Source organism: Pseudomonas sp. GW821-FHT02A08, from assembly GCF_059422045.1.
Genome location: NZ_JBWKWD010000004.1, coordinates 95,481 through 115,492 on the forward strand (window position 1 = coordinate 95,481; position 20,012 = coordinate 115,492).

At 62.3% G+C, this 20,012-nt stretch carries 19 protein-coding genes; 15 read left to right on the forward strand and 4 right to left on the reverse strand.

Annotated elements, in window-relative coordinates:
• The first annotated feature begins 65 nt into the window (after positions 1-65).
• The 14 genes from AC07W4_RS04665 to AC07W4_RS04730 are packed head-to-tail and all read left to right on the forward strand — an operon-like array spanning position 66 to position 14,052.
• Positions 66-800 carry a glycosyltransferase family 2 protein gene (locus AC07W4_RS04665; protein WP_495031680.1) on the forward strand — a complete coding sequence of 245 codons (735 nt, stop codon included), beginning with the start codon at positions 66-68 and terminating at the stop codon, positions 798-800.
• Positions 797-1,738, forward strand: coding sequence for a lysophospholipid acyltransferase family protein (locus tag AC07W4_RS04670; protein ID WP_495031681.1), 942 nt, complete (start codon positions 797-799; stop codon positions 1,736-1,738). Before AC07W4_RS04665 ends, AC07W4_RS04670 begins: the two co-directional genes overlap by 4 nt.
• Entirely contained in the window at positions 1,719-3,263 is a 1,545-nt protein-coding gene (locus AC07W4_RS04675; RefSeq protein ID WP_495031682.1) for an HAL/PAL/TAL family ammonia-lyase, read from the forward strand. The genes AC07W4_RS04670 and AC07W4_RS04675 overlap by 20 nt, the downstream gene beginning before the upstream one ends.
• Positions 3,256-3,681, forward strand: a complete 426-nt coding sequence (locus AC07W4_RS04680; RefSeq protein WP_008047917.1) for an acyl-CoA thioesterase — start codon at positions 3,256-3,258, stop codon at positions 3,679-3,681. The genes AC07W4_RS04675 and AC07W4_RS04680 overlap by 8 nt, the downstream gene beginning before the upstream one ends.
• Complete coding sequence (locus AC07W4_RS04685) at positions 3,678-4,382, forward strand: outer membrane lipoprotein carrier protein LolA (RefSeq protein ID WP_495031683.1); 705 nt, start codon at positions 3,678-3,680, stop codon at positions 4,380-4,382. Before AC07W4_RS04680 ends, AC07W4_RS04685 begins: the two co-directional genes overlap by 4 nt.
• Positions 4,366-6,705 carry an MMPL family transporter gene (locus AC07W4_RS04690; RefSeq protein ID WP_495031684.1) on the forward strand — a complete coding sequence of 780 codons (2,340 nt, stop codon included), beginning with the start codon at positions 4,366-4,368 and terminating at the stop codon, positions 6,703-6,705. Before AC07W4_RS04685 ends, AC07W4_RS04690 begins: the two co-directional genes overlap by 17 nt.
• The gene (locus AC07W4_RS04695; protein ID WP_495031685.1) at positions 6,702-7,862 is read left to right on the forward strand and encodes a sodium:proton antiporter; all 1,161 of its coding nucleotides are present in this window, start codon (positions 6,702-6,704) and stop codon (positions 7,860-7,862) included. Before AC07W4_RS04690 ends, AC07W4_RS04695 begins: the two co-directional genes overlap by 4 nt.
• Positions 7,849-9,096 carry an NAD(P)/FAD-dependent oxidoreductase gene (locus AC07W4_RS04700; protein ID WP_495031686.1) on the forward strand — a complete coding sequence of 416 codons (1,248 nt, stop codon included), beginning with the start codon at positions 7,849-7,851 and terminating at the stop codon, positions 9,094-9,096. Before AC07W4_RS04695 ends, AC07W4_RS04700 begins: the two co-directional genes overlap by 14 nt.
• On the forward strand, positions 9,093-9,818 hold the full coding sequence (locus tag AC07W4_RS04705) for a class I SAM-dependent methyltransferase (RefSeq protein WP_495031687.1): 726 nt from the start codon (positions 9,093-9,095) through the stop codon (positions 9,816-9,818). The genes AC07W4_RS04700 and AC07W4_RS04705 overlap by 4 nt, the downstream gene beginning before the upstream one ends.
• A complete protein-coding gene (locus AC07W4_RS04710; RefSeq protein WP_495031688.1) occupies positions 9,818-10,450 on the forward strand; it encodes a hypothetical protein in 633 nt (210 codons plus the stop codon). Before AC07W4_RS04705 ends, AC07W4_RS04710 begins: the two co-directional genes overlap by 1 nt.
• Positions 10,447-11,643 (forward strand): beta-ketoacyl-[acyl-carrier-protein] synthase family protein, encoded by a 1,197-nt coding sequence (locus AC07W4_RS04715; protein ID WP_495031689.1) that lies wholly within the window; start codon positions 10,447-10,449, stop codon positions 11,641-11,643. Before AC07W4_RS04710 ends, AC07W4_RS04715 begins: the two co-directional genes overlap by 4 nt.
• Positions 11,640-12,098 carry a hotdog family protein gene (locus AC07W4_RS04720; RefSeq protein WP_495031690.1) on the forward strand — a complete coding sequence of 153 codons (459 nt, stop codon included), beginning with the start codon at positions 11,640-11,642 and terminating at the stop codon, positions 12,096-12,098. Before AC07W4_RS04715 ends, AC07W4_RS04720 begins: the two co-directional genes overlap by 4 nt.
• Complete coding sequence (gene fabG / locus AC07W4_RS04725) at positions 12,098-12,826, forward strand: 3-oxoacyl-ACP reductase FabG (RefSeq protein WP_495031691.1); 729 nt, start codon at positions 12,098-12,100, stop codon at positions 12,824-12,826. Before AC07W4_RS04720 ends, fabG begins: the two co-directional genes overlap by 1 nt.
• Positions 12,826-14,052 carry a beta-ketoacyl-ACP synthase gene (locus AC07W4_RS04730; RefSeq protein WP_008047894.1) on the forward strand — a complete coding sequence of 409 codons (1,227 nt, stop codon included), beginning with the start codon at positions 12,826-12,828 and terminating at the stop codon, positions 14,050-14,052. The genes fabG and AC07W4_RS04730 overlap by 1 nt, the downstream gene beginning before the upstream one ends.
• Positions 14,053-14,145: 93 nt before the next feature.
• Here AC07W4_RS04730 and AC07W4_RS04735 read toward each other — a convergent pair whose 3' ends face one another.
• Positions 14,146-14,361, reverse strand: a complete 216-nt coding sequence (locus tag AC07W4_RS04735; RefSeq protein WP_008047892.1) for a DUF6124 family protein — start codon at positions 14,359-14,361, stop codon at positions 14,146-14,148.
• Between the two features lie 501 nt (positions 14,362-14,862).
• On the reverse strand, positions 14,863-15,765 hold the full coding sequence (locus AC07W4_RS04740; protein WP_008047890.1) for a LysR family transcriptional regulator: 903 nt from the start codon (positions 15,763-15,765) through the stop codon (positions 14,863-14,865).
• A gap of 118 nt (positions 15,766-15,883) precedes the next feature.
• Here AC07W4_RS04740 and AC07W4_RS04745 point away from each other — a divergent pair, with 118 nt between their 5' ends.
• Positions 15,884-17,158, forward strand: a complete 1,275-nt coding sequence (locus AC07W4_RS04745; RefSeq protein ID WP_495031692.1) for an MFS transporter — start codon at positions 15,884-15,886, stop codon at positions 17,156-17,158.
• Positions 17,159-17,241: 83 nt separating this feature from the next.
• Here AC07W4_RS04745 and hemE read toward each other — a convergent pair whose 3' ends face one another.
• A complete protein-coding gene (gene hemE / locus AC07W4_RS04750; RefSeq protein WP_495031693.1) occupies positions 17,242-18,309 on the reverse strand; it encodes a uroporphyrinogen decarboxylase in 1,068 nt (355 codons plus the stop codon).
• Positions 18,310-18,564: 255 nt separating this feature from the next.
• Complete coding sequence (locus tag AC07W4_RS04755; protein WP_007975602.1) at positions 18,565-19,983, reverse strand: FAD-dependent oxidoreductase; 1,419 nt, start codon at positions 19,981-19,983, stop codon at positions 18,565-18,567.
• Positions 19,984-20,012: the final 29 nt, after the last annotated feature.

The following is a 20,012-nucleotide window of genomic DNA, read 5'->3' on the forward strand; positions in this document are numbered from 1 at the left end:
GCGGCGGTGCGACGATTCGACTTGCTCGCGAAGCAGACACCACGGTCCCTCAGGTGTACACCAACATGCATAGCCCCTGCGCCATTGTCCCGGTGTACAACCACGAGGGCGCCATCACCACGGTGGTCGATGCCCTGATCGCCAGCCATCTGCCGTGCATCCTGGTGGACGATGCCAGCAGCCCGCGCTGCGCCCGGGTACTCGATCGCCTGGCCCAGCGTGAAATGGTTTACCTGATCCGCCTGGCCGAAAACCAGGGCAAGGGTGGCGCGGTCATGACCGGCCTGCGCGAAGCTTCGCGCCTGGGTTTCAGCCATGCCTTGCAGGTGGATGCCGATGGCCAGCACGATTTGCAGGACGTCCAACGCTTCATCGAACAATCACGCCGCCACCCTCGGGCGGTGATTTGCGGTTATCCGCAATATGACGCCAGCGTGCCGAAAGGCCGTTTGTATGCGCGCTACCTGACTCACGTCATGGTGTGGATCAACACCCTGTCGTTGCAGATTCGCGACTCCATGTGCGGTTTCCGGGTCTACCCATTACCGCCGGTCCTTGCGCTGATCGAGTCAGCGAAAATCGGCAAACGCATGGACTTCGACTCGGACATCCTCGTGCGCCTGGCCTGGCGCAATCAGCCGATGCAGTGGCTGCAAACCAAAGTCCACTACCCGCTGGACGGCGTTTCGCATTTTCGGATGTTCCACGACAACGTCCTGATTTCCAGCATGCATACCCGGCTGTTCTTCGGCATGTTGCTGCGTGCGCCAGTGATCCTCTGGCGACGGTGGCGGGCATGAGCGCAGACAAGCAGCATTGGGCCGACCGCGAAGAACGGGGCAGTTTCTGGCTGATGAAGCTCACCGCCTTCGGCGCCAAAGTGCTGGGCCGTCGAGTACTGAGCCCAGTGTTGTACGGCATCGTCCTGTACTTCTTCCTGTTCGGTCGCAGCGCCCGACACAGTGCCTGGCAATACCAGCAACGCCTGAGCGACTGGAGCGGTCGCAACGAATTGCGTCCGAGCCATTGGCGGGTGTTCGGCCAGTTCATGGCCTTCGCCGATTCGATGCTCGACAAACTCGACGTCTGGAACGGCAAGCTGAGCATCGAACAAATCGAAATCATCGACCCGGCGCTGCTGCGTGACCAGTTGCGCGGTGCCCGTGGGCAGCTGCTGGTGGGCGCACACCTGGGTAATCTGGAAGTCTGCCGCGCACTGGCGGAGATCGGCGAGAAAGTCACGATGAACGTGCTGGTGCACACCAAGCACGCCGAACAGTTCAACCGTTTGCTGGGCGAAGCCGGGGCGACCAATTTGCGCCTGATCCAGGTCAGCGAGCTCGACCCCGGGATCATGCTACAACTGAGCGAGCGCCTGGAGCGCGGCGAGTGGCTGGCGATCGCCGGCGACCGCGTGCCGTTGCATGGCGGACGCTGCGCGACCGTGGACTTCCTCGGTCATCCGGCCAGGTTCCCCCAGGGCCCGTGGCTACTGGCGGGTCTGCTGAAGTGCCCGGTCAACCTGCTGCTGTGCCTGAAAAAGCCCGACGGCGACTATCGACTGACCATTGAACCCTTCGCTGAGGCAATCACCTGGAAGCGCAGCGACCGCGAACAGGTCATTCATCAGTGGGCCTCCCGCTACGCCGAACGCTTGGGTCACTATTGCCTCGAAGCGCCCCAACAATGGTTCAACTTTTACCCTTTCTGGAAGACCGATGACGACGCCAACGCTTGAGCCGGTAATCTTCGGCGAACGCCCTTTGCACATTGAAGACGTGCTGGCACTGGCCAACCGCAAGGTGCCTACGCAGTTGCAAAGCGATCCCGCCTACCGCGAGCGCATCGCCAAGGGTGCGCGTTTTCTGGACTCTCTGCTGGACAAGGAAGGCGTGATCTACGGCGTGACAACCGGTTACGGCGATTCCTGCGTGGTCGCGGTGCCGCTGCATCACGTCGAGGCGCTGCCCCGTCATCTGTTCACCTTCCACGGTTGCGGCCTGGGCAAACTGCTTGACGCCCAGGCCACCCGCGCGGTGCTGGCGGCGCGTTTGCAGTCGCTGTGCCACGGTGTTTCCGGGGTGCGCGTGGAGCTGCTGGAGCGCCTGCAAGCGTTCCTTGAGCACGACATCCTGCCGCTGATTCCAGAAGAAGGTTCGGTGGGTGCCAGTGGTGACCTGACGCCGCTTTCGTACGTGGCCGCCACGCTGTCCGGTGAACGCGAGGTGATGTTCCGCGGCGAGCGCCGGCAGGCTGCCGATGTGCACCGCGAACTCGGCTGGCAGCCACTGGTATTGCGTCCGAAAGAAGCCCTGGCGCTGATGAACGGCACCGCGGTGATGACCGGTCTGGCCTGCCTGGCCTACGCCCGCGCCGATTACCTGCTGCATCTGGCCACACGCATCACCGCGCTGAACGTGGTTGCCCTGCAAGGCAACCCGGAGCACTTCGACGAGCGCCTGTTCGAGGCCAAGCCACACCCGGGGCAGATGCAGGTCGCCGCCTGGTTACGCCAGGATCTGGCCATCGACGCGCCGACCGCACCGCTGCATCGCCTGCAAGACCGCTATTCCCTGCGTTGCGCGCCCCATGTGCTGGGCGTACTGGCCGACAGCCTGAACTGGCTGCGCTCGTTCATCGAAATCGAGCTCAACAGCGCCAACGACAACCCGATCATCGACGCCGAAGCCGAGCGCGTGCTGCACGGTGGGCACTTCTACGGCGGGCACATCGCCTTCGCCATGGACAGCCTGAAAAACCTCGTGGCCAACGTCGCCGACCTGCTGGACCGGCAACTCGCGCTGCTGGTGGACGAGCGCTACAACCATGGCTTGCCGAGCAACCTGTCCGGCGCCACGGCTGACCGCGCCATGCTCAACCACGGCTTCAAGGCGGTGCAGATCGGCACCAGCGCCTGGACCGCCGAAGCGCTGAAGAACACCATGCCGGCCAGCGTCTTCTCGCGCTCCACCGAATGCCACAACCAGGACAAAGTGAGCATGGGCACCATTGCCGCCCGTGATGCGATCCGCGTATTGGAACTCACCGAACAGGTGGCGGCCGCCACGCTGCTGGCGGCCAACCAGGGCGTCTGGCTGCGTGGCCAGGCCGAAGATGCACGCCCCCTGCCACCCGCCTTGGCCGCCATGCATGAAGCCTTGACCAAGGACTTCCCACCGGTCATCGAAGACCGCGCGCTGGAGGCCGAATTGCGTCTGTGCCTGCAACGCATCGCCAAACAACACTGGAGGCTGCATGCGTAGCAAGGGATTTCTCTACACCGACACGGAAATCGTCGTACCGTTCTTTGACGTCGACAGCATGCACGTGGTCTGGCACGGCCATTACGTCAAATACCTGGAAGTGGCCCGCTGTGCGCTGCTGGACAAGATCGGCCACAACTACACCGCGATGAACGAATCCGGCTATGCGTGGCCGGTGATCGACCTGCAATTGCGCTACGTGCGCGGCGCGGTGTTCGGCCAGACACTCAATGTGCGCGCCAACCTGGTGGAGTGGGAGAACCGCTTGAAGATCAACTACCTGATCAGCGACCTGCAAACCGGCGAGCGCCTGACCCGGGCCATGTCGGTACAAGTCGCCGTCGATCTCTCCAGCCGCGAGATGCAACTGGCCTCGCCGAAGGTGTTCACCGATGCGGTAGAGAGGGCCCTGCCATGATTTTCTGCCACCCACGTTCCCCTGTGGGAGCGGGCTTGCTCGCGATGGTCGTTAACGATGACACTGGGCACCTGACAGTCTGCGGCGCCCTCAGGTTTTTCGCGAGCAAGCTCGCTCCTGCAGTGTTCTGTGTGTTACTGGGCATTCCAGGGCTGGCCAACGCCTTCGACCTGCAACAACTCAGCGATCAACTGGCCAGGCCCGAGGTGATCCACGGCAACTTCATCCAGGAAAAACACCTGCGCGCCCTGCCCCAGCCGCTGACCAGCAAGGGCACGTTCGTCCTGGCGAAAAACCACGGCTTGTTGTGGCTGCTCAAAACACCGTTGCAGCAGGACTATCGCATCACCGCCAAAGGCATTGCCCGGCGTGACGGCATTGTCTGGCAAATGCTGCCGGGCAAAAGCGCCGGTGCCGAGCAGAACCGTTTGTTCCTCGCCGTGCTGCAAGGCGACAGCAGTGGCCTGCAACGGGATTTCGAGCTGTCCCTGAGCGGCGACGCGCAGAACTGGAAGCTCACGCTGCTGCCGCGCTCGATGCTGCTCAAGCAGGTGTTCAACCAGATCAACATTACCGGTGCAGAACTGGTGCACAGCATCGAACTGCTCGAGACCCAGGGCGACAGTACGTTGTTGCGCATGCAGGACAGCACCAGCGCCCAACCGTTGAGCGACGCGGAGCAACATGACTTTGCCGAGTGAACGGTGGTTGCCACGGCTGTTCCTGATCCTGCTGCTGGCAGTACTGGCGCTCGCCGGTTGGCAATGGCGTGACGCCCCGCCGCTGTCGGCCAACCTGATGGACCTGGTGCCCGGCACGGCGCCCGATGCCCTGGAACTGCGCGCCGAACAACGCATGCAGGAACCGCTGAATCGCGAAATGCTGGTGCTGGTCGGCCACGCCGATCGCCAGCAGGCCGTCGCCATGGCGCAAACCCTCGGCGAGCAGTGGCAGGCCAGCGGCTTGTTCGAAAAGGTCCAGTGGACCCTGCAAGCCGACTTGCCGGCGTTGCGCACGCAATTGCTGCAAGGTCGCCTGGCGATGCTCCAGGCGGCGGATCGACGACTGCTGATCGAGCACCCCGACACCTTTATCCAGCAACGGGTGCAGGCGTTGTTCGACCCTTTCAACGGTTACAGCCTGGTGCCGAGCCAGGACGATTGGCTGGGTCTGACCGGGCGCATCCAGAACAGCCAGCCGCAACGCGGTTCGGTGCAACTGGACATCGGCAGCGGCGCCCTGGTCGCCGATGCCGATGGCAAGAGCTGGGTGCTGCTGCGCGCGCGCACCACCGGCAACGCCTTCGACATGAACCTGCCGCTGCAAGTGGCCGACCTGCTCGAGCACAGCCGCGAAGAAGCCGCCCGGCGCGACGTACAACTGCTCGCCGCCAGCGGCCTGTTGTATGCAGCCAGCGGGCAACAACAGGCCGCCCGGGAAATGACCTGGGTCGGCGGCGGTGCCACCGTCGGCATTTTGTTGTTGCTGCTGTTGGCCTTCCGGCGCTGGCGCGTGTTGCTGGCGTTCGTGCCGGTGCTGGTGGGCATGCTCTTCGGCGCGGTGGCATGCGTTGCGTTGTTCGGCCATATGCACGTGATGACCCTGGTGCTGGGTTCGAGCCTGATCGGTGTGGCGGTCGACTACCCGCTGCACTACCTGTCCAAAAGCTGGAGCCTGAAACCCTGGCACAGCTGGCCTGCCCTGCGCCTGACCTTGCCTGGCTTGACCCTGAGCCTGATCACCAGCGGTATCGGCTACCTGGCCCTGGCCTGGACACCCTTCCCGGCGCTGACCCAGATTGCCGCGTTCTCTGCCGCCGGTTTGCTCGGTGCCTATCTGTCCGCCGTGTGCCTGCTGCCAGCATTGCTCAAGGGCGTAGACCTGCGCCCGGCGCAATGGCCATTGCGCGTTTGCGAGCTTTTGCTGGGCTGTCGTGAAGCGCTGCTCAATCAGGTGAAAACGCCAGTCCTGCTGGCGCTGCTGATCGCCTTTTGCGTGGGCGGGCTGTTGCAACTGGGCAGCAAAAACGACATCCGCCAGTGGATCAGCGCGCCGCCACAGTTGACCGAGGCAGCCCAAACCATTGCGCGGATCACCGGCTATCAACCCACCAGCCAGTTCTTCCTGATACGCGCCGCCAATCAGCAGCAACTGCTCGAACGCCAGACCGCCCTGAGAGAGCGGCTGGATCAATTGATTGGCCTGGAAAAACTCCAGGGTTATCTGTCGCTCAATCAACTGGTCAGCCCGCCGAACGAACAGCAACAGGTGCGCGAAGCGCTGAACAAACTGCCTTCGTTCTGGCAACCCTTGCTCGACATCGGCGTACCGGCCGAGGCGCTGCAAGCCGAGTTGACGAAGCTACAGGCACTGCCGACCGTAGACATCGACGCAGCGCTCAACGGCCCGTTGGCAGAACCCTACCGGCCCCTGTGGCTGGGGCCGACCGATGACGGCGTGGCGGCGATGGTCAGCCTGCAAGGCATCAACAACCCGGCCCTGCTGCGGCTCCAGGGCGAGGACTTACCCGGCGTGACGCTGGTGGATCGACTGGGTGAACTGAACAACGTCTTCGCGGCCACCCAAATCAGCGCCGCGAAATTGAAACTCGCCTCCTGCGTGTTGATCGTGCTGGTGCTGATCTTGCCGTTCGGCCTCGGCGGTGCGTTGCGAATCGTGTCCCTGCCTCTGCTGGCGGCATTGTGCAGCCTGGCCAGCCTCGGCTGGCTGGGGCAGCCGCTGACCCTGTTCAGCCTGTTTGGCCTGCTGCTGGTGACGGCGATCAGCGTCGATTACGCGATCCTGATGCGCGAGCAGGTCGGCGGCGCGGCCGTGAGCCTGTTGGGCACCCTGCTGGCGGCATTGACCACCTGGTTGTCGTTCGGTCTGCTGGCGGTGTCGAGCACCCCGGCGGTGAGCAACTTCGGATTGTCGGTGAGCCTGGGCCTGATCTTCAGCTTCCTGCTGGCACCTTGGGCCGGTCGACAGGTGCATGAGTCCACGGCCGTGGAGCGGGCAACATGATGGTCGTTCTGTTCTGGGCGATGGCGCTGGTGTTGTTCGCGGTGGCGACCCGTGTCGGCCGGCATTTCGGCCTGATTCCCATCGTCAGCCAGTTGTTGCTGGCGAGCCTCGGCTTGCCGCTGTTGATGTATTTCTGGATCGAGCCCCAATGGCAATTGAGCGGCGCGCTGCTGGTGTCGCCGGGCTGGCTGAAGAACCTCTACAGCCTGAGCTTTGCCCTGTTGCTGGGCTACATCCTCAGCGATGTGATCGACCTGCAACTGGATCGCCAAAGCCTGAAAATCGCCCTGCCCAGCTTTTGCATTCCATTTGCCTGCGGCCTGGCCACGGCGGTCTGGTTGTTGCCGGCGCAACCGTGGATCAGCTCGCTGGCCGTCGGCCTGTTGTTCGCCATCACCGCGATCCCGGTGTTGTACCTGTACCTGCGGCACATCGATTACCCACCCGCCGCCACCCGGCGTCTGGTGCAAACCGCGATCCTCATCGATCTCGCCTGCTGGACACTGTTCGGCATCGCCCAGGGCAGCCTGCACCTGAGCAGCCTGTTGCTGCCCCTGGCCGGCGCTTGCCTGCCGGTGCTGCTGCGGCTACTTGGCTTGCGCCAGACGTGGCTCTACAGCCTGTGTTTTTTCGCCCTGCTGGTTGTCGCCGAACACTTCAAGCTCAATGCGCTGATTTTCGGCATCGGCTATGTGTTGATCATGGCCGCGTTGAAAGCGCCCCTGGTGCTGCCGTTGCCGGCCATCTGGATGAGCCGTTTGCAGACGTACATCGCCATCCCGTTGATCCTCACGTTCGGCATCGTGCAGATCAACGTGCACAGCGCGATGGACAGCCTCGGCTGGGTGCAACTGGCCGCCCTGCTGCTGTTGCCGATGCTGAGCAAACTGCTGGGCAACTGGCTCGGCCTCGGCTGGGCCGGGGCCTCGTTCCAGGGCGCCAGCCGCTGGCGGGAAAGTGTGCTGCTGAACATCCGCGGCTTGAGCGAGATCGTCTTTCTCAACCTGTTGCTGCAACAGCAACTCATCAGCCCGCCGCTGTACTTTGCCCTGATGCTGATGGGCCTGATCGCTACACTGCTGCCAGCCCTGACCGGTATGCACCGAATCCCCCTGAAAAACGCTGTCCCGGCAAGGAGCCCTCATGCCAACCGTTGAAATGGAATGCCGCCAGGTCGTGGTCATCGGTGCCGGTCCTTCGGGTGCCATCGCCGCCGCGTTGCTCAAGCGCAAGGGGTACGATGTGCTGGTGATCGAGCGTCAGCATTTTCCACGTTTTTCCATCGGTGAAAGCCTGTTGGCCCATTGCCTGGATTTCGTCGAAGAAGCGGGCATGCTCGACGCCGTCAACGCAGCCGGCTTCCAGGTGAAAACCGGCGCCGCCTTTGCCTGGGGCGAACGTTACAGCGCGTTCGATTTCGGCGAGACATTCAGCGACGGCAAATCGACGACCTTTCAGGTCCAGCGCGCCGACTTCGACAAGCTGCTGGCCGATCAGGCCACGCTGCAAGGCGTGGAGATCCGCTATGGCGAAACCATCGTCAGCGTCAACAATGCCCCGGAAAAACCACAGCTCGGCGTGCGTCGCGAGGACGGTAGCGAATACTGTGTCGAGGCCGGTTTCCTGCTCGATGCCAGTGGCTACGGCCGAGTGCTGCCGCGCTTGCTCGATCTCGAGGCACCGTCGAACTTCCCGGTGCGCCAGGCCGTGTTCACGCACGTCGAAGACCGTATCGACCACCCGGCCTTCGACCGCAGCAAGATCCTCGTGACCACTCATCCGACCTTGCGCGACGTATGGTTCTGGACCATCCCGTTCAGCAACGGGCGCTGCTCGGTTGGAGTGGTCGCCGCACAAGAGCGTTTCTCAGGCCGCTGCGACAATCTGGACCAGTGCCTGCGCGGCTTTATCGCCGAGACGCCTAGCTTGGCCGCCGTGTTGCAAAATGCGCAGTGGGACTCCGAGGCGCGAACCATTGGCGGTTACTCGGCCAACGTCAAAACCCTGCACGGTCCGGGTTTCGCGCTGCTGGGCAATGCGGCGGAATTCCTCGACCCGGTGTTTTCCTCCGGGGTGACTATCGCCATGCGTTCGGCGAGCATGGCGGCCGGGGTATTGCACCGTCAGCTGCAAGGCGAAGCCGTCGACTGGCAAACCGAGTTCGCCGAACCGCTCAAGCGCGGCGTCGACACGTTCCGTTGCTACGTCGAAGGCTGGTACGCCGGGACATTCCATGATGTGATTTTCCATGAGAGCAGTTCGCCGGAAATTCGCGGAATGATCAGCTCCATCCTTGCAGGGTATGCCTGGGATCCACGCAACCCGTTCGTCAGCGAAGCCCGGCGCCGGTTGAAGGTGATATCGGAGTTCTGTGCAAGGGATGCGTCATGAACCACTTGAGCGACAACTACGTCGAAGAAACCCGTTTCGGTTTGTGGTTCCTGCGCAGCCGGATCTGGCAACACTATGTGCTGCGGTTGGCGGTCAACGATTTGCGCAACCTGTTCAGCGAAGCGCTACCGGTTAGCCCGGTACTGCTGGATGCCGGTTGCGGCCAGGGCAAGTCATTCCCGCTGCTGCGCCAGGCCTTTTCACCCGGTCGTCTGATTGGTGTCGATGCTGATCCCCAGAGTCTGGACCAGAGCCGCGCAGAAGCGGCCCGCCAGGGCATGGAAGTTGAGTTGATCGGCGGCGACTGCGCCAGCCTGAATCTGCCGGACGCCAGTATCGACCTGCTGTTCTGTCACCAGACCTTCCATCATCTGGTGGAGCAGGAACAGGCACTGGCCGAGTTCTACCGTGTGCTCAAACCCGGCGGTTATCTGCTGTTCGCCGAATCCACCGAGGCTTACATTGATACCTGGGTGATCCGCTGGTTGTTCCGCCACCCGATGCACGTGCAGAAAAGTGCGGCGCAGTATCTGCAAATGATCCGACAACAGGGTTTCGAATTTACCGCGCAAAACGTGTCTTATCCGTACCTGTGGTGGAGTCGCGCCAAGGATTTCGGCCTGCTCGAACACTTGGGCGTGTGCAAGCCAAAACCCTTTGGCCAACGGGAAGAAACCCTGGTCAATGTGGTGGCGCGCAAACCTTTTGAAGGAACTGTGTGATGTTCATTGCCAACCGCTTGAAACACCAAACCTGTGGGAGCGGCGGTGCGACGATTCGACTTGCTCGCGAAAGCGGTGGGTCAGCCAGCGGATATGCCGGATGTACTGCCGCCTTCGCGAGCAAGCCCGCTCCCACAGGGGTAGTCGGTGTGTTGCGATTTCTGCTACTTGCCGTGGCACTGCTTCTGAGCGCCTGCACCAGCCGGGCGCCATTGCCCGAGCAAAATCCCGATCTGCCGTTGCCGCTGCAATTGCATATCCAGCTATTGAAGCCCGACGACCGCCTGGACTGGGTGCTGGTGATCCAGCACGAAGAAACGGGCATTCGCTGGTCGATGATGGACCTGCTGGGCATTCCCCAGGCCCGCCAGCTATTGAACGATAAAACCTGGCACGCCGACGGCCTGTTGCCACCCAACCCGCAAGCCCGGGAGCTGTTCGCGGCGCTGCTGTTTGCGCTGACGCCGCAAGATGAATTGGTGGCCAACTATCCCGGCGCCTGGCAGCACGGCAGACAACGGTCCCTGCCCGAGCGCTGGGACGTCCGCTACACACAACCGCAGAATTTTGAATTGATGATTGCGAACGGTGCGACCTATCAAGTCACGCCCCTGAGCGGTGAGACACCATGACGGCTTACCTCAATGCCCTCGGATTGGTCTGCGCGCTGGGCCGCGACAAGCAGGAAGTTGCCCGCCACCTGTTTGCCGGCGACTGCGGCGGCATGCGCGAGCAAGCCGGCTGGGTGCCGCAACGCACGCTGCCGGTCGGTGCGGTCCAGGGCAAACTGGCAACCCTTCCAGCCGACATGTCGCGTCATCACAGTCGCAACAATCAGCTGTTGCTGGAAGCCACGCTGCAAATCCGCCCAGACATCGACAGCGCCATCCAGACTTACGGCCGCGACCGCATCGGTGTCGTGCTCGGCACCAGTACCTCGGGTATCGACGAGGCCAGCCAGGGCCTGGCGCAGTACCTGCGCGAAAAGCAGTTCCCGCCCGAGTACGACTACCAGCAACAGGAGCTCGGGGCGCCGGCAAACTTCCTCGCCGAATGGCTGCAATTGAGCGGGCCGGCCTATGTCATTTCCACGGCTTGCACCTCCAGCGCCCGAGCCTTGATGAGCGCCCAGCGTCTGTTGGACCTGGGCATTTGCGACGCGGTGCTGTGTGGCGGTGTCGACACCTTGTGCAAGCTGACCCTCAACGGTTTCACGGCGCTCGAAGCGGTCTCGGAACAACGCTGCAATCCGTTTTCGGTGAACCGCAATGGCATCAACATTGGCGAAGCCGCGGTGCTGTTCCTGATGACCAGGCGTGCAGGCGACAGCCAAGCGATTGCCTTGCTCGGCAGCGGCGCCAGCTCCGATGCGCATCACATATCCGCCCCCGAGCCGGGCGGTCGTGGCGCCCTGCAAGCGATGCGCAAAGCCTTGGGCCGCGCCAACCTGCAACCGGAGCAGATCGCTTATCTGAACCTGCACGGCACCGCCACCCAGCACAACGACGCCATGGAAAGCCTGGCCGTGGCAACGCTGTTCCCGGCCGGCGTACCCTGTTCGTCGAGTAAACCCATGACCGGCCACACTCTCGGCGCCGCCGGGGCGCTGGAAGCGGCGTTCTGCTGGTTGAGCCTGAGCCCGGACAATCGCGGGCATGCCCTGCCGCCCCACGTCTGGGACGGACAACCCGATCCCGAACTGCCGCCGCTGCAATGGGTGACCCCGGCCACTCGCCTGACGTCCATTGCACCCCGCTACCTGATGAGCAATTCCTTTGCCTTCGGTGGCAACAACGTCAGCCTGATAATCGGAGACGCCCCATGATTGACTGGCCGCTCGCCGAACTGCTGCCCCACGCTGGCGACATGATCCTTATCGATCAGATCCTGGCGTTCGATGAAGAGCAGATTCACACGCGCCTGACCGTCAAGCCCGAAGGCCTGTTCAATCTCCCCGACGGCAGCCTGCCGGCGTGGGTCGGCATCGAACTGATGGCGCAAAGTGTCGCCGCCTTCGCCGGTTGCCATGCGCGCCAGCGCGGTGATGAAGTGGAGTTGGGCTTCCTGCTCGGCAGCCGTAAATTCGAATGCAACGTTGAAAGTTTTCCGGCCGGCACAGAGTTGACCATCCACGGGATTCGCTCCCTGGAAGACGAAAACGGCATGGGCGTGTTCGAATGCCACATCAACGCCCCCGGCATACACGTCACCGCTCGTCTGAACGTGTTCCGCCCACCCCAGGCCGCTCAATATCTCCATGAACCCGAAGGAGTCCAGTGATGACTGAATCCGTACTGGTCACCGGCTCCAGCCGTGGCATCGGCCGCGCCATCGCCTTGCGCCTGGCCCAGGCCGGGCACGACATCGTGTTGCATTGCCGCAGCGGCCTGGCCGACGCCGAAGCCGTCAAGGCCGAAGTCGAGGCCTTGGGCCGTCGTGCGCGCATCCTGCAGTTCGATGTGGCCGACCGCGCGCGTTGCAAGGAAGTTCTCGAAGTCGACGTGGAAACCCACGGTGCCTATTACGGTGTGGTGCTCAATGCCGGCCTGACCCGCGACGGAGCCTTTCCAGCCCTGAGCGAGGACGATTGGGATGTGGTGATGCGCACCAACCTCGACGGTTTCTACAACGTGCTGCACCCGGTGATGATGCCGATGATCCGTCGTCGCGCCGCCGGGCGGATTGTCTGCATCACCTCGGTATCGGGACTGATCGGCAACCGTGGCCAGGTCAACTACAGCGCCTCCAAGGCCGGGTTGATCGGCGCGGCCAAGGCATTGGCGATCGAGCTGGGCAAGCGCAAAATCACCGTTAACTGTGTCGCCCCCGGCCTGATCGACACGGCCATGCTCGACGAAAACGTGCCGGTGGAAGAACTGATGAAAATGATCCCCGCACAACGCATGGGCACCCCTGAAGAGGTGGCCGGCGCGGTGAATTTCCTGATGTCGGCGGAAGCCTCGTACATCACCCGGCAGGTTCTGGCCGTCAACGGAGGCCTGTGCTGATGAAGCGCGTCGTCGTCACCGGCATGGCCGGCATCACCTCACTGGGCAGCGACTGGGACACCATCGCCGGCAACTTCGCGGCCAACCGCAGCGGCATCCGCCGGATGGACGAGTGGGATCGCTTTACCGAACTCAACACGCGCCTGGCGGGCCCTATCGATGACTTCAAGGTGCCGAGCCACTGGACCCGCAAGCAACTGCGCAGCATGGGGCGGGTTTCACGGCTTGCCGTGGGCGCCGCCGAGCAAGCGTTGGCCGACGCCGGCCTGTTGGGCGACGAATCGATCAAGGACGGGCGCATGGGCGTCGCCTGCGGTTCCTCGACCGGCAGCACCGACGAGATCAAGGCGTTCGGCAACATGCTGCTCAACTCGGTGGCCGAGGGCCTGAACGCCAATTCCTACGTGCGCATGATGCCGCACACCACCGCGGCGAACATCAGCATCTTCTTCGGCCTCACCGGTCGCCTGATTCCCACCTCCAGCGCCTGCACCAGCGGCAGCCAGGGCATCGGCTATGCCTACGAGGCCATCAAGTTCGGGCGCCTGCCGCTGATGCTCGCAGGCGGCGCCGAGGAGCTGTGCCCGACTGAAGCCATGGTCTTCGATGCGCTCTACGCCACCAGCCTGAAAAACGACACCCCACAACGCAGCCCACGCCCTTACGACACCGCACGCGACGGCCTGGTGATCGGCGAAGGCGGCGGCATGCTGGTGCTTGAAGAACTGGAACACGCCCTGGCCCGTGGCGCGCGCATCCATGCCGAGATCGTCGGTTTCGGCAGCAACGCCGACGGCCAGCACACCACCCGTCCTGAACAGATCACCATGCGCCGGGCCATGGAACTGGCCCTGGAAGACGCCGGGCTGAAACCTTCGGACATCGGCTACGTCAACGGCCACGGCACCGCCACCGAACAGGGCGACATCGCCGAAACCCTGGCCACCAGCAGCCTGTTCGGCGAACACATGCCGATCAGCTCTCAGAAAAGCTTCCTCGGCCACACACTCGGCGCCTGTGGTGCACTGGAATCCTGGTTCAGCATCGAAATGATGAACCGCGACCTCTACGCCCACACCTTCAACCTCGACGAAGTCGACCCGCACTGCGGCAAGCTCGACTACCTGCGCGGCGAGTTTCGGCAGATGAGTAATCAGTACGTGATGAACAATAATTTTGCGTTTGGCGGGGTGAATACTTCGCTGATTTTCAAGCGCTGGTCGTAATCAACGTCAAAAGATCGCAGCCTTCGGCAGCTCCTACAAGGAACCTGTAGGAGCTGCCGAAGGCTGCGATCTTTTTGACGGGCGATGTAGCTTTCAGGGCGGATCAAGGTTATCCAGTACCCGATTCACCGCCATTTCCCCCAGCATGATCGACTGCTGAATGCCCAGCAGGGTGTGGCCCTGCGATCCCTTCAGGTCTCTGGCGAAGTCACTCGCCATGACGTTTGCCGAGGCCAGCGACACGCAGGCGTATTCCAGCAGGGTGTGGTTGTCGATGTCGGGGGCGATGAGGAAGATTGTACTGGTCATGATTCAGCGTCCTGAAAATGGGCGGCCACACCGAATCGTTGCTGATCATAAGGGTGGCAGCTGTACGCAGGTTAGCAGACCGGGTTACGTGAACCGGCGCACCCGAAGGCGCCCTGCGCACAGCGGCCGTCAAGAGCAGGTATGGAAATACCTGCCTTTCAGGAGCGCTAATACGCGTCACGAAACTACGGGCTGCTAAACCCGATCACTGACCATCAGTGACACGAATCAAGCTACCGATGGCCCCCAAAGCGCACAAGCCGGCGGATTCTGGAGTAGTTGTAGGCAACGCCGCAAGGCGCTGTAGCCTGTCCGAGGGATTTCGGAAATGTCCCACGGCCGGCGGTAAAGCTTCCTGCTGGCTTGGGATACTGTTGGTGTTCTTGCGGACGCCTTCGCGGGCAAGCCCGCTCCCACAGGGTTTCCCGGCGCCACCAAGATTGCGTTCACTGCGCTGAACCCTGTGGGAGCGGGCTTGCTCGCGAATGGACGGCGCAGCCGTCACGGCTTCAGTGGCTCAACCTTCCTGGTCAGCAGCTCAACAAACGCTTTGGCCATCGCTGACTTCTGATCCTTGCGCTGCACCAGCCAAACCGCCGACACCGCCGCCGGATCCAACAAAGGCCGATAGACCACACCATCAATACGCATCCGCTGATAAGACGCTGGCAACACCGACACACCGAGCCCCGCCGCCACCAGGCCGATGATGGTCATCGCCTCTCCGGCCTCTTGGGCAAAATGCGGGCTGAAGCCGGCGTCCCGGGCCAGGCTGAGCAACTGCGCATACAGACCACTGCCGTAGCTGCGCGGAAAAAACACAAAAGGCTCAAGCGCCAGGGCCGACAGAAACAAGCCCTCCTCGCTGCCCTCGACCAACGGGTGCTTGGAGCTGAGCACCGCGACCAGCGGCTCACGCATCAATTCGACCACACTGAGGCAATCCGGCAACCCGAGCGGGCGCATGATCCCGACCTCGATCGACTCATCCACCAGCGCATCGGCCACCTGGGTGCTGCTCATTTCCCGCAGGTTCAGGTGCACCGCCGGGAAGCGCTGGCGGAAAGAGAAAATTGCCTGGGGAATGGTCGAGTTGAAAGGGGCCGACGAGGTGAAGCCGATTTTCAGCTCACCCAACTCACCCAGTTGCGCCCGTCGTGCGACATCTGCCGCTTTGTCGACCTGCGCCAGCACCAGCCGCGCCTCTTGCAGAAACAGCCGACCAGCCTCGCTCAGCTCGACCCGACGATTGGTACGCTCGAACAGCCGCGCGCCGACTTCCTGCTCCAGTGCCTGAATTTGCTGGCTCAGCGGCGGCTGGGAGATGCCCAGCACCTGTGCGGCGCGGCCGAAGTGCAGTTCTTCGGCGACGGCGATGAAGTAGCGCAGATGACGCAATTCCATGAAAACCCCATTAGGTCGTAAAAGCTATCAAACAGGTCGAACAATATATTGGATTGAATCATTAGCCAGCTATATGCTTTTTTCATTGCCTGACCGGCTGCGTCCTCCGAGGTCCCCCGTGAAAACTGCTGTCGCTCCACTCGCCCATGAAGTTGCTCCCGCTGCAAAGGACGATATCGCCGTTGAGCTGGCGGAGATCTACATCGAAAAAGGCACGCCGGCGTTCATGCGCACGGTGCTGGCGCTGTTCTGCGGCGGCTTTGCGACCTTCGCCCTGCTGTACTGCGTGCAACCGATGATGCCGCTGCTGTCTCACGAATATTCCATCAACGCGGCGCAAAGCAGCCTGATCCTCTCTGTCGCCACCGGCATGCTCGCTTTCGGCTTGCTGATCACGGGGCCGATCTCTGACCGCGTCGGGCGCAAACCGGTGATGGTCGCCGCACTGTTCGCCGCGGCCCTGTGCACCCTTGCCAGCGCGATGCTGCCGAGCTGGCACGCGGTGCTGGCGATGCGGGCGCTGGTAGGCCTGTCATTGAGCGGGCTGGCGGCGGTCGCCATGACCTACCTGAGCGAAGAGATCCATCCGCAGCACATCGGCCTGGCGATGGGGCTGTACATCGGTGGCAACGCGATTGGCGGGATGAGCGGGCGCTTGATCACCGGGGTACTGATCGACTTCGTCAGTTGGCACACGGCAATGCTGGTGATTGGCGGCCTGGCCCTGATTGCGGCGGCGGTGTTCTGGAAAATCCTCCCCGAATCGCGCAACTTCCGCTCCCGCTCGCTGCACCCGCGCAGCCTGCTCGACGGCTTCACCATGCACTTTCGCGACGCCGGCCTGCCGCTGCTGTTCCTCGAGGCCTTTGTGCTGATGGGGGCGTTCGTCACGCTGTTCAACTACATCGGCTATCGCCTGCTGGCCGAGCCGTATCATATGGAACAGGCGTTCGTCGGTATGCTCTCGGTGGTGTACCTGTCAGGTATCTACAGCTCGGCAAAAATCGGTGCCCTGGCCGACAAGCTCGGTCGACGCAAAATGCTCTGGAGCACCATTGCACTGATGATCGCCGGCCTGGCCTTGACGATGTTCACACCGCTGTCGCTGGTGATCATCGGCATGCTGGTGTTCACCTTCGGCTTCTTCGGTGCCCACTCGGTGGCCAGCAGCTGGATCGGCCGCCGAGCCACCAAGGCCAAGGGCCAGGCGTCGTCGCTGTATCTGTTCAGCTACTACGCAGGGTCGAGCATTGCCGGTACGGCGGGTGGCGTGTTCTGGCATCTGGGTGGCTGGAACGGGATCGGGCTGTTCATCGGTGCGCTGCTGGTGATTGCGCTGCTGATCGCGCTGAAGCTGGCGAAGTTGCCGCCATTAGGCGGTGTAAAAGCTTGAAGCCACTTTTTCCTGCTATCCACATGTAACTGTGGGAGCGAGCTCGCTCCCACAGAAAAGCGGAGGGTTTTGTCAGATCACGATCACTCGTGATACTGCGCCGACAGCTCATGCACCGCACGCAGGAAGGCGCCCGCGTGTTCCGGATCGACTTCCGGCGTGATGCCGTGACCCAGGTTGAACACGTGACCACTGCCTTTGCCATAGCTGGCCAGGATGCGGCCGACTTCCGCGCGGATGGCTTCCGGTTTTGCGTACAGCACGGTCGGGTCCATGTTGCCTTGCAGCGCTACTTTGTCACCGACACGGGCGCGGGCGTTGCCGATGTCGCAAGTCCAGTCCAGGCCCAGTGCGTCGGCGCCAGCATCGGCGATGCTTTCCAGCCACAGGCCGCCGCTCTTGGTGAACAGGATCACCGGCACCTTGCGCCCCTCATGCTCGCGGATCAAACCGCTGACGATTTTCTTCATGTAGGCCAGGGAGAACTCCTGGTACGCCGCAGCCGACAGGCTGCCACCCCAGCTGTCGAAGATCTGCACCGCTTGGGCACCGGCCATGATCTGGCCGTTGAGGTAGCTGGTAACGGTCTGCGCGAGCTTGTCCAGCAGCAGGTGCAAGGCTTGCGGGTTGTCGTAGAGCATGGTTTTGGTCTTGCGGTAATCTTTCGACGAGCCGCCTTCGACCATGTAGGTGGCCAGGGTCCACGGGCTGCCGGAGAAACCGATCAGCGGCACACGGCCGTTCAGTTCGCGGCGGATGGTGCTGACCGCATCCATCACATAGCCCAGGTCTTTTTGCGGATCAGGAATCGGCAGGGCTTCGATGTCGGCCAGGGTGCTGACGACTTTCTTGAAGCGCGGACCTTCGCCGGTTTCGAAGTACAGGCCCTGACCCATGGCATCGGGGATGGTCAGGATGTCGGAGAAGAGGATCGCCGCATCCAGCTGCGGATAGCGGTCGAGCGGCTGCATCGTGACTTCGCAAGCGAACGCCGGGTTCATGCACAGGCTCATGAAATCGCCGGCCTTGGCGCGGCTGGCGCGGTATTCAGGCAGGTAGCGACCGGCCTGACGCATCATCCACACGGGGGTGACGTCTACGGGTTGCTTGAGCAGGGCGCGCAGGAAACGGTCGTTCTTCAGGGCAGTCATGTCGGCATCCGGAAAAAAAGTGAGGGTATTTTCTCAGAGCCGGACGCAAAAGGCACGGCAAGAGCGGAGGCTTTTGTCTATCGGGTCAATTTGTCGCAATGAAATACAGAGTTTAGCAACACCGCGAAACAACTGTGGGAGCGGGCTTGCTCGCGAATGCGGTTTGTCAGGCAACAAAACTGTCGACTGACACTCCCTCTTCGCGAGCAAGCCCGCTCCCACACTTTTACTGCATTTCAAGTCTGGATCGGATGCTTAGACGCCCAGGTAATCCAGGATCCCTTCCGCCGCATTACGGCCTTCGAAGATCGCCGTCACCACCAGGTCGGAACCGCGCACCATGTCGCCACCGGCGAAGATTTTCGGGTTGCTGGTCTGGTGCTTGTACTGACCTTGTTCCGGCGCCACCACGCGGCCCTGGCTGTCGGTCTGGATTTCGAACTGTTCGAACCACGGCGCCGGACTAGGACGGAAACCGAAAGCAATGACCACGGCGTCGGCCGGGATGATCTCTTCAGAACCCGGGATCGGCTCGGGGCTGCGACGGCCACGGGCATCCGGCTCGCCGAGACGGGTCTCGACCACCTTCACGCCTTCGACCTTGTCTTCACCGACAATGGCGATCGGCTGGCGGTTGTAGAGGAATTTCACACCTTCTTCCTTGGCGTTCTTCACCTCTTTGCGCGAGCCCGGCATGTTCGCTTCGTCACGACGATAGGCGCAGGTCACCGACTTGGCGCCCTGGCGGATCGACGTACGGTTGCAGTCCATCGCAGTGTCGCCGCCGCCCAGTACCACGACCTTCTTGCCTTTCATGTCGACGAAATCTTCCGGCGACTTTTCAAAGCCCAGGTTGCGGTTGACGTTGGCGATCAGGAAGTCCAGCGCGTCGTACACGCCCGGCAGGTCTTCACCGGCGAAACCGCCCTTCATGTAGGTGTAGGTGCCCATGCCCATGAATACCGCATCGTATTCTTCGAGCAGTTGCTCCATGGTCACGTCCTTGCCCACCTCGGTGTTGAGGCGGAACTCGATGCCCATGCCGGTGAAGACTTCGCGACGATTGCTCAGCACGGTCTTTTCCAGCTTGAACTCCGGGATGCCGAAGGTCAGCAGACCGCCGATTTCCGGGTTCTTGTCGAACACCACCGGGGTCACGCCGCCGCGCACCAGCACGTCGGCACAGCCCAGGCCCGCGGGACCTGCACCGATGATCGCGACACGCTTGCCGGTCGGCTTGACCTTGGACATGTCCGGGCGCCAGCCCATGGCGAACGCGGTGTCGGTGATGTACTTCTCCACCGAACCGATGGTCACCGCGCCGAAGCCGTCGTTGAGGGTGCAGGCACCCTCGCACAGACGGTCCTGCGGGCACACCCGGCCGCAGACTTCCGGCAGGGTGTTGGTCTGGTGCGACAGCTCGGCGGCCTGGAGGATGTTGCCCTCGGCCACCAGCTTCAGCCAGTTGGGAATGAAGTTGTGCACCGGGCACTTCCATTCGCAATACGGGTTACCGCAACCCAGGCAGCGGTGGGCCTGGTCGGCCGACTGCTGGGGTTTGAAGGGTTCGTAGATTTCCACGAACTCTTTCTTGCGTTGACGCAACAGTTTCTTCTTCGGATCCTTGCGCCCGACCTCGATGAACTGGAAGTCATTATTCAGACGTTCAGCCATTTTAAAACCTCATCAAACTCTTCAGGCGC

Coding starts and splice junctions, on each gene's coding strand:
- AC07W4_RS04665 (WP_495031680.1), top strand. CDS start 66: ATGCATAGCCCCTGCGCCATTGTCCCGGTGTACAACCACGAGGGCGCC.
- AC07W4_RS04670 (WP_495031681.1), top strand. CDS start 797: ATGAGCGCAGACAAGCAGCATTGGGCCGACCGCGAAGAACGGGGCAGT.
- AC07W4_RS04675 (WP_495031682.1), top strand. CDS start 1,719: ATGACGACGCCAACGCTTGAGCCGGTAATCTTCGGCGAACGCCCTTTG.
- AC07W4_RS04680 (WP_008047917.1), top strand. CDS start 3,256: ATGCGTAGCAAGGGATTTCTCTACACCGACACGGAAATCGTCGTACCG.
- AC07W4_RS04685 (WP_495031683.1), top strand. CDS start 3,678: ATGATTTTCTGCCACCCACGTTCCCCTGTGGGAGCGGGCTTGCTCGCG.
- AC07W4_RS04690 (WP_495031684.1), top strand. CDS start 4,366: ATGACTTTGCCGAGTGAACGGTGGTTGCCACGGCTGTTCCTGATCCTG.
- AC07W4_RS04695 (WP_495031685.1), top strand. CDS start 6,702: ATGATGGTCGTTCTGTTCTGGGCGATGGCGCTGGTGTTGTTCGCGGTG.
- AC07W4_RS04700 (WP_495031686.1), top strand. CDS start 7,849: ATGCCAACCGTTGAAATGGAATGCCGCCAGGTCGTGGTCATCGGTGCC.
- AC07W4_RS04705 (WP_495031687.1), top strand. CDS start 9,093: ATGAACCACTTGAGCGACAACTACGTCGAAGAAACCCGTTTCGGTTTG.
- AC07W4_RS04710 (WP_495031688.1), top strand. CDS start 9,818: ATGTTCATTGCCAACCGCTTGAAACACCAAACCTGTGGGAGCGGCGGT.
- AC07W4_RS04715 (WP_495031689.1), top strand. CDS start 10,447: ATGACGGCTTACCTCAATGCCCTCGGATTGGTCTGCGCGCTGGGCCGC.
- AC07W4_RS04720 (WP_495031690.1), top strand. CDS start 11,640: ATGATTGACTGGCCGCTCGCCGAACTGCTGCCCCACGCTGGCGACATG.
- fabG (WP_495031691.1), top strand. CDS start 12,098: ATGACTGAATCCGTACTGGTCACCGGCTCCAGCCGTGGCATCGGCCGC.
- AC07W4_RS04730 (WP_008047894.1), top strand. CDS start 12,826: ATGAAGCGCGTCGTCGTCACCGGCATGGCCGGCATCACCTCACTGGGC.
- AC07W4_RS04735 (WP_008047892.1), bottom strand. CDS start 14,361: ATGACCAGTACAATCTTCCTCATCGCCCCCGACATCGACAACCACACC.
- AC07W4_RS04740 (WP_008047890.1), bottom strand. CDS start 15,765: ATGGAATTGCGTCATCTGCGCTACTTCATCGCCGTCGCCGAAGAACTG.
- hemE (WP_495031693.1), bottom strand. CDS start 18,309: ATGACTGCCCTGAAGAACGACCGTTTCCTGCGCGCCCTGCTCAAGCAA.
- AC07W4_RS04755 (WP_007975602.1), bottom strand. CDS start 19,983: ATGGCTGAACGTCTGAATAATGACTTCCAGTTCATCGAGGTCGGGCGC.